The organism is Legionella gresilensis (genome assembly GCF_900639865.1).
In the GTDB taxonomy this organism is placed as follows: domain Bacteria; phylum Pseudomonadota; class Gammaproteobacteria; order Legionellales; family Legionellaceae; genus Legionella_C; species Legionella_C gresilensis.
Genome location: NZ_CAAAHX010000004.1, coordinates 252843 through 268510, shown reverse-complemented (window position 1 = coordinate 268510; position 15668 = coordinate 252843). Strand labels below are relative to the sequence as shown.

Sequence of the window (15668 nt, the reverse complement as noted above, 5' to 3'; positions counted from 1 at the left end):
GGAGTTTAGTGATGGTCTATATTGTTTCTCACTATATTGGTGGCCAAAAGCTGGATAATGATAATAGTGCAAATCAACGTACGCTCTATAATCCTGCTACGGGTGAAAAGATTGGTACTGTAAATTTAGCCAATAAGCAAATTTGCGATCTTGCTGTTAAAACAGCTAAAGAAGCGTGGTCTGATTGGGCACATACCGCGCCTGTAAAACGAGCACGTATTTTATTTAAGTTTCGCGATCTACTAGAAAAAAATCAGCGTGATTTAGCAAAGCTTGTCACCCAAGAGCATGGTAAAACAATTGATGATGCATTAGGTTCAGTTGCCCGCGCAATAGAAGTTGTTGAACTTCATTGTGGCTTAGTGTCGCAACTGCAAGGTCATTTTACACCTGAAGTGTCTACTGATATTGATTGTTACACATTAAGGCAACCCTTGGGTGTCTGCGCCGGTGTATCACCTTTTAATTTTCCTGTAATGGTACCTGTCTGGATGATGATTCCGGCCATTGCCTGCGGCAATACATTTATACTTAAACCTTCAGAGCAAGATCCTTCAGCCCCAATTCGCCTTCTAGAGTTGCTTACAGATGCAGGTTTACCTGCAGGAGTTGCCAATTGTGTTCAGGGCGATAAAGATGCTGTTAATTATCTTTTACAACATCCCGATATAAATGCATTTACTGCTGTTGCTTCAACACCAGTAGCGGAATTTATTTATAAAACAGCAACTACAAATGGTAAGCGTGCCCATACTTTTGGCGGTGCTAAAAACCACTGCGTAGTTATGCCAGATGCAGACCTTGCGCAAGCCGCACAAGCGATTGTAGGGGCTGCTTATGGCTCTGCAGGAGAACGCTGCATGGCCATTTCAGTCGTTGTTACTGTAGGTGATAAAACAGCTGATCAATTACTAGATAAATTATTACCTTTAATCCAAGCAATTCGAGTTGATTCAGGCGATGTACAAGGTTGTGATATGGGCCCATTAGTTAGCAAAGAACATAGAGGGCGCGTTATTCAAGCTATTGATCAAGGTATTGAAGAAGGCGCTAAGTTGCTTGTTGACGGGCGTTCTTTCAAGCACCCAATCCACGCAGAGGGATTTTATTTAGGGCCAACTCTTTTTGATGAAGTTAAAGAATCTATGACAATTTACCAAAATGAAATCTTTGGACCTGTTTTAGTAATATTACGAGTTAATGATTTAGATGAAGCTATTTCTTTAGTTAATCGACATCAATATGGGAATGGTACTGCAATCTTTACTAAAGATGGTTATTTTGCCCGTGAATATAGCCAACGTGTACAGGTAGGCATGGTTGGTATTAATATTCCAATTCCTGTTCCTGTTGCAAGTCACCCTTTTGGCGGATGGAAGCACTCTTCTTTTGGTGATACTAATATGCATGGAACAGAGAGTATTCACTTTTATACCCGAATTAAAACTGTAACTAGTAAATGGCCTGTTCATAAAAGTGCTTCTAATGCTTTTATTATGCCAACTCATTAAATAAATTGAAAAGATGCAAATCCCTAAACGCTCACTTGTTAATAAAATGTAAGTGAGCATGTTAAACAATCAATTGGAGAGAAAATGGCTCACATTGGATTCGTGGGACTAGGACATATGGGCTTGCCAATGGCACTTAATTTAGTCAAGGCAGGTCATCGCGTAACAGGTTATGATTTACAATCAGAGGCTTTAGAACATTTTGCTAGTGCAGGCGGTATTGCTGCTTTAGATTTAAAACAAACAGCGCACCACCAAGATGTTATTATTACTATGCTTCAAACAGGAAAGCAGGTACAACAAGTCTGCCTTAATGATGGACTTTATGCAGCTGCCTCACCCTCTACTTTACATATTGACTGCTCAACAATCGATGTTTCCACTTGCCAGGGCCTTTATCAGCAGGCTATAGAGCATCAACTGTTAATGATTGATGCACCTGTATCAGGTGGCGTTAAAGGCGCTACAGCAGCAACTTTAACGTTTATGATAGGTGGAGAGACAAAAGCATTTGAACGTGCTAAACCCTTACTTATGGCAATGGGTAAAAAACTTTTTCATACAGGCCCTGCTGGCAGTGGACAAGCGGCGAAAATTTGCAACAATATGATTTTAGGAATTAGTATGATTGCAGTCTCTGAAGCCTTTGTGCTTGCGGAACAATTAGGGCTTGCTCCTGATAAATTATTTGAAGTAGTTAATAACTCCTCAGGTCAATGTTGGACAACCAGTCATTATATACCTGTTCCTAGCCTCCTCCCAGATGTCCCAGCCAATAGAGATTATCAAGCAGGTTTTACAGCAGCTATGATGCTTAAAGATTTATTATTAAGTCAAGAAGCTGCTAAACAAGTTAAAATTGAAACAAGCCTAGGAAAACAAGCAGCTGCAATTTATCAGCAATTTAATGAAGAAGGATTAGGACAGCTTGATTTCTCAGCAATCATTAAAACTATCAAAAGGTAAATCATGGCTGGGCAAGAACAGAAAGATAGCTTTTGGGCTAATATTGCTAAAGAATATGTAGATTGGATTGTACCATGGGATACCCTTTCAAGTGGTGATTTTAACTTAGGTAAAATTCAATGGTTTCTTAATGGTAAATTAAATGTTAGTGCTAATTGTTTAGATAAACACTTGCCGACAAAAGCACATCAAACAGCTATTTTATGGGAAGGTGATAATGAAGATAAACAACAATCATTAACCTTTTCTGAACTTCATCATGAAGTTTGTCTGATGGCAAATGGGCTAAAATCATTAGGTATCAAAAAGGGGGATACTGTTGCTATCTACCTTCCTATGATTCCTGAAGCCGTTATTGCCATGCTTGCTTGCACACGTATAGGCGCAATTCATACTGTGGTTTTTGCCGGCTTCTCAGCAATGGCCTTAAAGCAACGCTTAGAAGCGTCACAAAGTAAGCTACTTATTACCAGTGACGGTTATAAGCGTGGTGGTAAACTATTCTCTTTAAAAGAGAATGCCGATGAAGCTAGTAAGAACCTAACTATAAAAACGTTAGTCATTAAACACAGCCAAGAAAAGATACCCTTTGATTCAGTAAAAAACTATTGGTGGCATGAAATAAAAAATACAGTTACTGCAGAATGCCCGCCTGAAATCATGGACGCAGAAGATCCTCTTTTTATTCTTTATACTTCAGGCAGTACAGGTAAACCTAAAGGTTTAATCCATACAACTGGAGGATACTTGGTTCAAGTCGCTTACAGTTTTCAGCAGGTTTTTGATTGTCGCTCAACAGACATCTTTTGGTGTACAGCAGATATAGGTTGGATAACAGGCCACAGTTATTTACTTTATGGGCCACTTTGTAATGGCATTACTACTTTAATATTTGGTGGCGTGCCTACCTGGCCCGATCCTTCACGTTGCTGGAAAATAATTGATAAATATAAAGTGAATGTATTTTACACAGCGCCTACCGCTATCCGAGCCCTAATTCGTGAAGGGGAGCAATGGTTAGAAAATACTAGCCGACAATCATTACGCCTCCTAGGTAGTGTCGGCGAGCCAATTAATCCTGAAGTTTGGCGTTGGTATTATGAGAAAGTAGGTTTAGAACGTTGCCCAATTGTGGATACGTGGTGGCAGACTGAAACAGGCTGTATTATGATTAGTCCACAATATAACAAGACGCAATCACTTAAACCTGGTGCTGCCTGTAAGCCTTTGCCAGGTATTTATCCTGTAATTCTTGATGAAAAATATAATGAGATTGAAGGGCCAAGTGAGGGTATATTAGCCATAAAGTCACCCTGGCCTTCCATAGCAAGGACGATAGCAGGCGAGCATGAGCGTTATCGTAATAGTTATTTTCATAATGGCTACTATATTACCGGGGATGGTGCTCGTCGTGATGAAGACGGTGACTATTGGATTAATGGTCGCATTGATGATGTCTTAAACGTGTCTGGCCATCGCTTAGGTACAGCAGAAATTGAAAGTGCATTAGTTGCTCATCCGGAAGTTGCTGAAGCTGCGGTGGTTGGCTTCCCTCATGAAATCAAAGGCCAAGGTATTTATGCCTTTATAACTTTAAAAGAAATTTCTAAACCTAGTGCTAAATTGGAACAAGAGCTTGTTGAAAACGCGAAAGCAGCCATTGGCGCTATTGCAAAGCCTGAAGCTATTCGTTTTGTTAACGACCTACCTAAAACACGCTCCGGTAAAATCATGCGCCGTGTCTTACGCTTAATAGCTAGTAAAGAGGTAACGTCTATTGATGAGCTTGGTGATTTATCGACACTTGCTAACCCGCAAGCGATAGATGATTTATTTCAAAAATAAATTAGGGCGTGTTAATAATTGCTCCCCCGCCTACGCGCAGGCTTGCCCGAGGCATTTAGGCTATCTAGATTAGGAACAAAGTTCCTCGTACGGATCATGCCATTGTAAAGTAAGCCTTTCCATCAAATTAATTATCCATTGCCTGCCCCAGTTTTTTAAAACGTTTTTCACATGGATCAGCTTCTAGATGAGATGGCAGCTATTAAGGGCCATAGAAGAATTGAGCAACTAATTAAAAGTAAAATAAATCAAACTTCAGTTATAGCAACTAACAGATATGGTTTTTATAACACTATGATAGACACAGCTAAAGCCATGAATAACCTTAATGAAGAAGTTAAATTTATTGCGCCTTAATAATTTGGTTATTGAATGCTATAAAAGATAGTTGATTTATGTATTTTCACTACCGATGACATCTTCATCTGGCCATTGATACCAAGTATTTAATACCTTAATTAATTCCTCAATCCCTTCTTTTTTTAATGAAGAGAAAAGTTGAACGGTAATTAACTCGGGTAATAAACGGTAATGATTGCGTACCTTTAAAGCTGTGTTTTTAGCTTCGCTACGGCTGATTTTATCAGCTTTAGTTAATAAAATATGTACAGGTATTTGTCTACTTACGGCCCACTCTACCATCATTTGATCAAGGTCTTTGAGTGGGTGCCGACAATCCATCAATAAAATTAAACCACAAAGGCACTCTCTAACTTCCAAATAATGGGCTAAGTTTTTCTGCCAATCTTGTTTAACTTGTAGTGCAACCTTTGCATAACCATAGCCAGGTAAATCAACTAAGCGTCGCTCCTCATCCAGAGCAAATAAATTTATTAATTGCGTGCGCCCTGGCGTTTTACTAGTACGTGCTAATTGCTTAACCCCTGTCAAACAGTTTAAAGCACTTGATTTACCAGCATTAGAACGACCTGCAAAAGCAACCTCGTAACCAGTATCAGCTGGCAATTGAGAAACCTTTGCTGCGCTTTGTAAAAAATAGGCCTTTGAATACAGATTATTTAACATTATTATACATTTTCATTTTGGGATTTTTGCTTAAGCAGTGTACCATTAAATGAAGGATAATTCTGAGGTTAGGATGAAAAAAATAGTCTTTGCTATTACTATTATGTCTACATTCGCTGTACAAGCTGCTGATAAAACGCCAGTAGCGCCCGCCAAAGCAGCAACTTGCGTTGCTTGCCATGGCCCAGAAGGAAATAGCACAAACCCACTTTGGCCTAATCTTGCTGGCCAACATGCTTTATATCTAGAAAAACAATTATATGATTATAAAAAGGTAACCACTCGCAACGTACCTGTAATGACCGCTATTGCAGCAACTTTAACCGATCAAGACATTAAAGATTTATCCGCTTATTACGCTAAATTACCTCTTAATCAAGGTGCTACGCCACAAAAATATGTTAAATCAGGCGAAGCAATTTATCGTGGTGGCGATTTAAGTAAACATATTACAGCATGTATTGCCTGTCATGGTCCTAAAGGAACAGGAAATGCACAAGCAAACTTCCCTGTTTTATCAGGACAACATGCCCAATATACCATTGCACAATTGCGGGCATTTAAAGAAGGTAAGCGTAGTAATGATTTAAATGAAATTATGAGGGATATTAGCCATCGTATGAGTCCAGAGGATATGGAAGCAGTTGCTTACTATATTCAAGGTTTACATTAAACTTTTAAGTGAGAAATAAGTTATGTTAAAACGTTTATTAGTTCTTTTTTTATTATTTCCTATGTTTGCCCAAGCAGAAAATTTCGTTATAGGAAAAGATTATGAGGTAATAAAATCTGCTGTACCAACAAAAAATACTAAAGTTACGGTTACTGAATTTTTTAGTTTTGGCTGCCCTTGGTGTTATCGCATTGAATCAAATGTAGAGCAATGGGTTAGACAGCAAAATGATAACATTCAATTCATTCGCGTACCTGTAGTCTTTAATAAAGATTGGTCATATTATGCTAAAGCTTACTACACTGCTGAACTATTAAATCTAAGTGATAAATTAAATCCTCTTTTATTTAAAGCGATTCAAGTAGATAAAGCCTCTCTTAATAATAATCAAGCAATGATTAATTTTTTTATTAAGCAAGGAGTAGACAAAGAAACCGTTGAAAGTGCATTTATGCATTCGCCTACTGTTGATATGAAAATTAATAAAGGTAATGCGAAAATGACAGCTTATCATATTAACGTGGTACCTTCCTTTGTCGTTAATGGCCAATATAAAACAGATTTGCAAATGGCCCAAAATGAAGAAAGGCTAGTCAAAATTCTTAATTTTTTAGTTAATCAAACAAATCAAAAAGCTAATTCTTAAGTTTATAAAGGCTACCTTAAAAAGGTAGCCTTTATACTTTAATTTACTGATATTATTTATAAACAGGTTGTGCTCTTGGTGCTTCGGGATATGCGTTATCCCAAGCAGCACGTTTCTCTTTATCCATTAAAAACTCATAAGCTGCATTAAGTGCTTTAAACCTTGCTGCCTCGACAGTCTCAACTTTATCTGGATGAACTAATATTACCTTTTGGCGATATACTTTTTTTATCTGGTCTTCTGAAGCATCTCTTTCTACCCCTAAAACTTCATAAGGATTTTGTTTTGGCAATTCAATTTGTAGTTTACGCTTTTCGTGCTTCTGCCCTTGCTGAAACTTGAATTCTTTAGCTAAGAGAGATATAAGTGTTGTACTTTTCTTTATTATCTCCTCTACCCTTGATAGGGTACTTTCCTTTATTGCTTTATTTAAAATATAAGATATAGGCGGTATATTATTTCTATTTGGGTAAACGCTTTTCGCATTACCCATTGCTTGAAGGAAAGCTAGTTCATGGCGGTGGGTATAATAAATACTAGCTAAGTCTTCTGCTTTAAAAGGAATTAAAAAACGACTCTTTAATAAAATTAAAGCATTCTCAGCTGAGTGTTTGGCTAAATCAGTTAAAGATATCTGATGCTTGTTAGTTAATAATTCCACTAAGGAAACTATATTTTCAGCTGACCGATGTTCATAAATTATTTTACATAACTCGTCATAAGTAACATGCTCTTTTAGATTAGGATGATTAAACAACTCGACAGCACTTTTGTCATCCTTAAGAGCTTTTCCCTTCAAAGAGTTAATTAACTCTATCTCTTTTTTTTCTTGTTTCCCTTTTTGCCTTATTTCTGGCTTCTCCTTTTGGGACATTTTTTGTAATACTTCCCAATATTGCCTACAAACCTCATTATCATTAGTGCCATTCACTTTTTGATCTGATGAAGCATAGTTAGCCGTGCCGTTGTCTTCAGGCGCAACTCTTGTAGGGCTTAACTTTAAAAAACGGCGCAAAGCTCTGGCGATAAATTCACCTAATTTTTTAGATAACTCAAAAATATTAAGCAGTTCCCACATAGTTTTAGCTAATTTCAGTTAGATATATATATTATATAAAACTTAGATTAAGTAATTATTAATTCTAGATTCAAGAAATTCGTTTTATAATCAGTGCAAACGATTACTTTCTATAATTAGATTTAAATAGTGAGGTTGCAAATAATACATCACCTGCTTTAAATACTTTAGTTTCTCCACTACTTGCTTCTACTTCAACCTCACCTCCTTGATAAATAATAAATTGCTTAGTAGAAGCTGTATGCATAGAAAAAATTTTGCCAGCCGGAAAGGTTCTAAAACGCATGGTTTCAACTTCAATTTTAGATGAATAAGAACCTAAGGGCTTTTCTGTTTTTGGCAGAGCAGATTCTTCTTTAAAATAAGATTTTTGATCACTACCTGTGAACAATAAAAAATATTTCATAATATTTAAAAATTAGGGAACATTTATAATTAATAGCACGAAAATACGATATTAAATTATTAAACTTGATAGTTTCCGCTAAATTCCCGCCCAATCTACCACCTATCCCTCCCTTACGCTTGTTACTGAGATTTACCTCTTAAATCAATATCCCAACAATCGACTACAATATCATTTTCACAGATAAAAAATTTATCAAATAGATTAATAGTCGGATCGCAATGCGGTACTATTAACTCTAATACCTCACCTAGTTTAGGTAGCTCACCATCTATGGTCATTATCTTTCCATGCTCATCACCAAAGCCACCCCAGTCATAACTTAATCCTTTGGGTTTTATAATTTTAGGCTGATGTTTATCAACATAGATAGATTTAGTACCGGCATCCACAGTAACATGTTCTCGTCTGTTAGCACTAATTACAGTAGTTAATAAAGTCATGGCTGGTTGAAAAGTATGAAAATAATTCGGATTTTCTTTTGAACCAATCACAGCATAATCTACATCCATCACGGTGTAGGAGCCTGGCTGAATTTCTGTAACCTCAGGCGCCTCAATGTCTATATCATAAGTACCTGTGCCACTACCTGTTAGAATTGAGCAAGGTAACTCCTCTTGCCTAAATTCTTTGACGAAATTACTTGCCATCTCCATCACTTCTAAGGAAGATTTTCGTCGCTCTTCATAAGATTTAATATGTTGCAAATTACCGGCATAGCATTGTAAGCCTTTTAAGTCTAATCCTTGACATGATTGAATAAAACGGCCCAATTCAAGCGCTTTTTCAGGTTTTATTCCAGTTCGTCCTATACCCGGATCAATATCAATTAATACATTAATTTTTATTTGCTCAGCTTGAGCTGCTGCATTTAAAGTAGCTACATTATTTTGATTATCAACCACAATCATTGTTTCAGGCGCTTGCTTAACACAATTAAGTAGTCTTGTTATTTTGGTTGGGGTTACCACAGGTGAAGTAATTAAAATATACTGAATACCTGCAGCAATTAATACCTCAGCTTCAGCAACTTTGGCAGCACTAATACCAATAGCCCCATATTGCAGCTGAAGAGCAGCTAATTTTGAGCATTTATGTGTTTTTACATGTGGCCTTACTTGCACATTATGCTCTAAAGCATGTTGCTGCATAAGTTGCAAGTTGTGCAATAACTTATTTTTATCTATTACCAAGCAAGGGGTATCGAGTTCAAATTTTGACAATCCAATAGGGTTATAATTATTCATTGTTATCTCAACTCAAAATGAAAATTAATGTACTGACTCTGACCTTTCATCAGATATGCCTGGATTCTCTAGGCTTAAAACGCCGGTATTAAAATCATAAGCGAAGATTTCGCCATAACGTCCCCAATCAATCATCGTACGTAAAACACGCTCAGCCTCTTTTTCAGTAAAGTAATCTTCTAATTTAGTTAGAAAACGCTCTTCTGACACCCGGTGACCGATTTTTTCATCTAAAACATGCCGAATGTAACGCGCAAGAGGCACTTTATCTAATAAACGTTTAGTAAATATTTTCTTACGCGTTTGCAGATCAGCATTTGCATACTCTCTACCAAGTTCTGTCAGTTGAATATCGCCATCTGAGACTCTTGCAAAGCCTAAAATCTCTAAAGTCTCTAACAAGGGAAATAAATCATCAATATTCATCATTAATTCATCAGCAAGTTCAGGCAAGTCAATGCGCTCACTAAACGAAGTCATTGTTTCAATTAACCCTGATAATTCCGATGGATCTACATCAGGCAAACGATAACCTAAACCAATCTGGCGCTCTCGTTGCGCACGCTTGGCTTTTTCACGTAAGCCTGTCGTCATTACCGTATAAATTTTATCAACTAACTCTTGAAATTCAGCCGTCTCAGGGTTACGTGGTTGTGGTAAAGAAACCTTTAATTCTGCTCGAATATACCCAGGATCACTACCAAAAATAATAATACGATCAGCAAGTGTTGCAGCTTCTTCAATATTATGAGTAACCAATAATATTCCATTAGTATTAGTCTTTTTTTCTTGCCATAAATTAAGTAAGTCTGATTTTAAATTTTCTGCTGTTAAAACATCTAAAGCGGAAAAAGGTTCATCCATTAATAAAACATCCGGATTAATGACGAGAGCTCTAGCAAATCCCACCCTTTGACGCATTCCTCCGGATAACTCCTTAGGAAAAGCTGATTCAAATCCATCTAAACCGATTATATCAATCGCTTCAATTGCTCGCCTTCGACGCTCTTCTCTATTCACACCTTGTGCTTCTAAGCCCAGCTCCACATTTTCTAGCACCGTTAACCAAGGCATTAACGCAAAAGATTGGAAAACCATAGCAATTCCAGCAACCGGTTTAATAACGGGTTGGCCTCGATAAGTGACGCGACCTGCTGAAGGAGGGACTAAACCTGCAATAATACGTAGTAATGTCGATTTACCTGAGCCTGATTTACCAAGTAAAGCAACAATTTCTCCTTCGTGTAATTTAAAATTAACATCTTCAAGGACCAAAAGTTCTTGGTTAGATGCTTTTTTAAATGATTTACGGCAATTTTCTAACTCAATAATTACATTTGGCATAAGCCTGTTAAAACCTCAGTTAAAATTAAAACGCTCATGTGCTAAGCGATATAAGGGTCGCCATAATAAATGATTAAACGCAAGCACATATAAACACATCATGCCAGTACCTAAAGCAATTCTAGGAAAGTCCCCTGCTAATGTACTTGCCTGAATGTACTCGCCAAGGCCTGTAGCTCTTAAAGTTGTATTTCCCCAGCTAACTAATTCAGCAACAATGCTCGCGTTCCAAGCGCCGCCCGCTGCTGTAATGGCACCTGTAATATAAAAGGGGAAAATACCTGGTAAAGCTAATCGCTTCCACCAAAGCCAACCAGATAAACCAAAATTATTTGCAGCGAGATAAAGATCCCGCGGAATAGCTGAAGCGCCCGCGATTACATTAAATAAAATGTACCATTGAGTACCAAGTATCATTAATGGTGTTACCCAGATTTCAACACTTAAATTGAAACGAACAATAGCAATGACAATTAAAGGATAGAATAAGTTAGCCGGAAATGCTGCCACAAATTGAATAATTGGTTGAATTTTTTGGGCAATTCTTGGCCTAAGTCCAATCCATACGCCAACAGGAATCCAAATAAGCGAACTTAAAACAATTAAGATAATAACCCTTGTACCTGTCGCAGCTCCTAAGGCAAAAACATATAAAATGTCGCTAAATTTTAATTTAGCTAAAATAAACTCTAATAAAAACCAGCTACCACTCGCTATACCTAATAGAACAAAACTATTCCATATCCAGTCTAGACGTCTTTGGTGATGAAGATCAATTTCTTTACTTACGGGTGGCCCATGACTAAGCCAACGAGCGTTGACAAACTTTTCTTTTATAATCGAAGCATTATTCCTTAAGCGTTTCATTAATTGGCTACCACGAATTAGGTCAATAAGCCATGATTGATATTCTTCCTCGTCGGGTCTTTGCTCTATTTTAAATTTTTCAGACCAAGCAATAAGGGGTCTAAAAAGAATTTGATCATATAAGAAAATAACAATAATCATGGTTAAAATGGCATAACCAACGGCTGCTAAATTATGTTGTTCAATGGCTACAGCAATATATGATCCTACTCCTGGTAGGCGAATTTGTTGGTGAGCGACGACAATGGCTTCGGATAATACAACGAAGAACCAACTTGCTGACATGGAGATCATCATATTCCAGAGTAAACTCGACATAGAAAATGGAACTTCTACTTTCCAGAATCGCTGCCAAGCCGATAATTGGAACATGGCTGCTGCTTCTTTTAAATCATCTGGTAAAGTCTTTAAAGATTGATAAAAGCTAAAAGTAATATTCCATACTTGAGCTGTAAAAATAGCAAAGATAGAAGCACATTCAGGACCTAATAAGCTATTAGGAAATAAGTGAATAAAACCTGTTACTGTAATGGATAAAAAACTTAAAACGGGAACAGCTTGTAAAATATCAATCGCAGGAATAATAATTTGTTCAGCTCGTCTATTTTTACTTGCCAAAGTACCTACAATAAAGGTAAATAAAATTGATAAAATTAATGCAATAAACATACGCAACACTGTGCGTGCCGCATAAAATGGTAATTTAGTAGGGCTTAATGAGATAGATAAAGGATCGCCCAGTTGATAAGGAACAGCCATCTGTTGGCCAGTCCAGCCCAATAAAAATAAAATAGATAAAATTAAAATCAGTAATAATAGATCCCAACGATTGAGAAAACGGCTAACATTTTCACGGTTAGCAAAATAAAAAGGGTTATTATTACGTACCAACCTTTTCTCCCTTGTTGATTATTATTAGGTAGAAATTATCTCTAACTTACAGACTTACTGCAAAATTAAATAAGTTTAATTATGGTTTCTTTAAGATTTTTAATTTTTTGAAAAATGTTATTAAATTCAAACAAGTTTCATTCTAAGCAGTTACATTACTGCGTTAGGCCTATAAAATTCAGAAAGCGATTTTAGTGCCATTCATAAAGAATATATGAATATAGCGACTAATCTTGCAGTAATTTATTAGACTTCTTTGAAAACTGCCATTGCCGGTCAATCACAGTTTCCGCAGAAGTCTACTGTTTAATTATTATATTTAGACTAATTTGTAATGACCTTTGCTTGCAATCACAGCAAATACTTTTTAAAGTTAATTCCAATTTACAGTTATTATACTCTTTACAAAGAATAATAATTTTACTTTCTGCTTATTTTTACGCAGGATACCACAAATAGTTAATTATCAACAAATAACTTGGTGATTATCTATTTTATAAGTATGCTACTTTACTGCTCTTACCTAAAGGCAAGGATTAAGTTATGTATCGTTTTCTTAAATTCGTTCAAACTTTGTTACTTTTATGTCCTTTAATAACTTATGCAGATAATACGCAACTTGCGGTATGGGCAAATGAAGCTATTGTTGCGACTTACACTTATAGCTTTAATAACTTTATTCAACGCCAGCGTGAAATAGCGCGCTATTTTACAGCACAAGGCTGGACTTCTTATAGTGATGCGCTTAATGCGTCTAAGCTTCCTGAGACAGTCATGAAAAATAATTTTTTTGTTAGTGCGGTAGCTACTATGCCGCCAGCAGTTAAATCACTAAACAAGAATCAATGGCAAGCCACCATGCCTTTATTAGTTGTCTATAAAAATCCACAATTTCAACAAAAACAAACCCTTGAAGTGACTATTTATTTTAGTCAAGTTCCTAGTAATCAAGGTGTAAGAGGACTGGCTATTAATGCACTGCAAGCAAAAGTCATAGAACCGCTATGTGAATGTCAGCCTCCTAAAAAAACTGACGAACAATTACCCCCAAATGCACCACAATAAGGCAAGCTAATAAAACAATAATAAAATTCAGCTTAGTTGGAATTTTTACATCTAAAACAGCTTGTTGTGGATCAATTGGATTATAAAAAACATCAATATCTTCATCCTTCTCAAAAGCCACTGCTGCCCGATAAGCCACTCTACGAGAGTACTTACTATTAGGATTATTGTGGGATGTGTCTAGAAAGAAATACTCGCCTAAGAAATCTTTGTCATAAACGTGGTAAGTGTACTCAATTTTAGGCCATAAATGATAACCATCTTTAGTCCAAAGAAAACGAGTAATCCGTCCTTTAGTTAAAAACCAAGTACGGGCTTTTAAAAGGGCTTGCCTATCTTGCCAAAAATGTTTAAGCAATAGAAGCAATAACAACAGCCAAGTAATATCAGCAGCGCCTCGCCAAGAAATAAATTCACCTAACACAACGACTAATCCTATCTATTTTTTAATTACTTTATAAGTATAGATTATTTAAATTAGACCTATTAAAAATTAGTTCACTACTGAAAGTGAGCTGACCTGTCAATTGATAATGGTCTAAAATGATTAAAAGAGGAGCGCTAAAAAATCAATTAAAATACAATTGCTTAAAGCCAATAAACTTGATAAGGCCTACTTTACATTAGAAATAGTCTTATCATTATTATCCATTTTATCGGCCCTTGATTTCCAAAGTAAATAGATTACAAGCACAACAATTATTAATAAGCCCATTGCAAAAAATGGCCTTGTTGTAAACCAAGCTATAGCTAAAAAAATGGCCCATAAACAAATGCCTAATACTACAGCAATTAAACCCGTACCAAAACCAATGATGGTTCCCACAAAAGGGATAACGTCTGCTAAAACAGCTAATGGACGCATTAATAAAGCAAATCCCATAATTACCATAACTAGTGTTACAAGTCTAATTGACCACATGGTCATGCGGTTTTCATCTTGCGCTTCTCTAATCATTCCGGCATGAGAAACTTGTCCAGGGGATAAAAGTAATACGTCCTCCCCTGCTTTCGCATGATATGCTTGTAATGTTGTACCTACTTGCTGCGCAATAATACTAACTGCTTGCGGAAGAACTGCTGAGAGCGAAATTCGTAAATCGCCTATCTGGGGATTTTGAATATCTTGCCCTAGGTACAATTCATTATTAATGAGCCGCACAGGTTTATTAAATTGCTTTGTTAACTTATCTAGATCAACTTGCGATAAATCAACAGGAGTAGTTGCAGTAATTTTATCTACTAAAGCAGGCGGTAAGGTAAAGTCTCCTAATGTAACGCTTGATGCCACTTGCCGTCCTGAATGCACAGGCATACTTACCGGGTTTTGATAATTGTTTTCCTTAAATTGCGAACTATTAATTAAATTTTCTGACCATACTTTATTATAAATATAACTTTTAATCGTACGCTCAGAACCACCTAGTTGCTTTTCAGTCCTGGTTTTTTCTTCTTGCTGCCATTGGTACATCTCTACCTTTCTAATTAAAGCAATAGCTACTAAATCAGCATTTAAGAGTGGATCTTGAAGTTTATTGTTTGTCGTTGCCAGGCCGGAGACATAAATTACGCGTAAATTATTTTTACTATCAATGGGGCTTGGCGGAACACTAATTAATACTTTACAGGCTTCTGACAAGGATCGTGCCATAATCAAGCTATGATTTTCATTCCAAAAAATAAGATAAATAGCAATTCCAATCAAAATAAAACCAAACAAGATACCTACAAGAGAGTCCTTAAGACGACTTCCCCAAGACTGTACTGTGACCTCTTGCATAACATACCTTAAAAAATTACTTGGTATCTATAAAGTATAAGCCATATAACCTATATCTAATAAATTTCTTGTATAAACTCGCTAATTTGTTGTCTTTTAGTGGTCAGTAGTAATTTTGAAGTGTTTAACCCCTATTAATTTCATTTACGTTTTTTAAGGCCTACCCACCAAACACTCTACAAATTTTCTTTTTATTTTTTTAGTCAGGTATTATTATTATTTTTTTATTAGGCAATCGGAATTTTAGTGTATTTCTAGAATTTTAGAGATTGTAAAATATAAGCATACTTCTAATCTCCCAAGTAACTATTTTAAGTTTAAAT

General features: G+C 36.3%; 15 protein-coding genes. 7 read left to right on the top strand and 8 right to left on the bottom strand.

What is annotated here, in order from left to right; translation table 11 throughout:
• Positions 1-11 precede the first annotated feature (11 nt).
• The 4 genes from E1P04_RS06580 (at position 12) to E1P04_RS06565 (ending at position 4679) form a co-directional block, all read left to right on the top strand.
• Positions 12-1511 (top strand): CoA-acylating methylmalonate-semialdehyde dehydrogenase, encoded by a 1500-nt coding sequence (locus E1P04_RS06580; protein WP_131782217.1) that lies wholly within the window; start codon positions 12-14, stop codon positions 1509-1511.
• Between the two features lie 84 nt (positions 1512-1595).
• On the top strand, positions 1596-2477 hold the full coding sequence (gene mmsB / locus E1P04_RS06575; protein ID WP_131782119.1) for a 3-hydroxyisobutyrate dehydrogenase: 882 nt from the start codon (positions 1596-1598) through the stop codon (positions 2475-2477).
• A gap of 3 nt (positions 2478-2480) precedes the next feature.
• Positions 2481-4322, top strand: coding sequence for an acetate--CoA ligase (gene acs, locus E1P04_RS06570; RefSeq protein ID WP_131782118.1), 1842 nt, complete (start codon positions 2481-2483; stop codon positions 4320-4322).
• 171 nt (positions 4323-4493) lie between these two features.
• Positions 4494-4679: a hypothetical protein gene (locus E1P04_RS06565; RefSeq protein WP_131782117.1), complete on the top strand. Its 186-nt coding sequence runs from the start codon at positions 4494-4496 to the stop codon at positions 4677-4679.
• Between the two features lie 36 nt (positions 4680-4715).
• On the opposite strand, the gene yihA is transcribed toward E1P04_RS06565, so the two are convergent.
• Entirely contained in the window at positions 4716-5348 is a 633-nt protein-coding gene (yihA, locus tag E1P04_RS06560) for a ribosome biogenesis GTP-binding protein YihA/YsxC (RefSeq protein ID WP_131782116.1), read from the bottom strand.
• Positions 5349-5451: 103 nt separating this feature from the next.
• Here yihA and E1P04_RS06555 point away from each other — a divergent pair, with 103 nt between their 5' ends.
• Both E1P04_RS06555 and E1P04_RS06550 read left to right on the top strand, forming a co-directional pair.
• A complete protein-coding gene (locus E1P04_RS06555) occupies positions 5452-6021 on the top strand; it encodes a c-type cytochrome (protein WP_242604403.1) in 570 nt (189 codons plus the stop codon).
• A 22-nt stretch (positions 6022-6043) separates the two neighbouring features.
• Positions 6044-6667: a thiol:disulfide interchange protein DsbA/DsbL gene (locus E1P04_RS06550; RefSeq protein WP_131782114.1), complete on the top strand. Its 624-nt coding sequence runs from the start codon at positions 6044-6046 to the stop codon at positions 6665-6667.
• 52 nt (positions 6668-6719) lie between these two features.
• Here the strand turns inward: E1P04_RS06550 and E1P04_RS06545 are convergent, their stop codons facing one another.
• From E1P04_RS06545 to E1P04_RS06525, 5 genes are all read right to left on the bottom strand, one after another.
• Complete coding sequence (locus E1P04_RS06545) at positions 6720-7745, bottom strand: J domain-containing protein (RefSeq protein WP_131782113.1); 1026 nt, start codon at positions 7743-7745, stop codon at positions 6720-6722.
• A 103-nt stretch (positions 7746-7848) separates the two neighbouring features.
• Positions 7849-8151, bottom strand: a complete 303-nt coding sequence (locus E1P04_RS06540; RefSeq protein ID WP_131782112.1) for a cupin domain-containing protein — start codon at positions 8149-8151, stop codon at positions 7849-7851.
• A 122-nt stretch (positions 8152-8273) separates the two neighbouring features.
• Positions 8274-9398: a DSD1 family PLP-dependent enzyme gene (locus tag E1P04_RS06535; RefSeq protein WP_131782111.1), complete on the bottom strand. Its 1125-nt coding sequence runs from the start codon at positions 9396-9398 to the stop codon at positions 8274-8276.
• Between the two features lie 24 nt (positions 9399-9422).
• Positions 9423-10742, bottom strand: a complete 1320-nt coding sequence (locus tag E1P04_RS06530; protein ID WP_131782110.1) for an ABC transporter ATP-binding protein — start codon at positions 10740-10742, stop codon at positions 9423-9425.
• A gap of 15 nt (positions 10743-10757) precedes the next feature.
• Positions 10758-12368 carry an ABC transporter permease gene (locus E1P04_RS06525; protein ID WP_427853178.1) on the bottom strand — a complete coding sequence of 537 codons (1611 nt, stop codon included), beginning with the start codon at positions 12366-12368 and terminating at the stop codon, positions 10758-10760.
• Between the two features lie 675 nt (positions 12369-13043).
• On the opposite strand from E1P04_RS06525, the gene E1P04_RS06520 reads away from it, so the two are divergent.
• Positions 13044-13565 carry a DotI/IcmL family type IV secretion protein gene (locus E1P04_RS06520; RefSeq protein WP_131782108.1) on the top strand — a complete coding sequence of 174 codons (522 nt, stop codon included), beginning with the start codon at positions 13044-13046 and terminating at the stop codon, positions 13563-13565.
• Here the strand turns inward: E1P04_RS06520 and E1P04_RS06515 are convergent.
• Together E1P04_RS06515 and E1P04_RS06510 are read right to left on the bottom strand one after the other, a co-directional pair.
• The gene (locus E1P04_RS06515) at positions 13522-13989 is read right to left on the bottom strand and encodes a DUF3592 domain-containing protein (protein ID WP_242604397.1); all 468 of its coding nucleotides are present in this window, start codon (positions 13987-13989) and stop codon (positions 13522-13524) included. The two genes, E1P04_RS06520 and E1P04_RS06515, sit on opposite strands and share 44 nt — an antisense overlap.
• Positions 13990-14178: 189 nt before the next feature.
• Positions 14179-15345 (bottom strand): TMEM43 family protein, encoded by a 1167-nt coding sequence (locus E1P04_RS06510; RefSeq protein ID WP_131782107.1) that lies wholly within the window; start codon positions 15343-15345, stop codon positions 14179-14181.
• Positions 15346-15668: the final 323 nt, after the last annotated feature.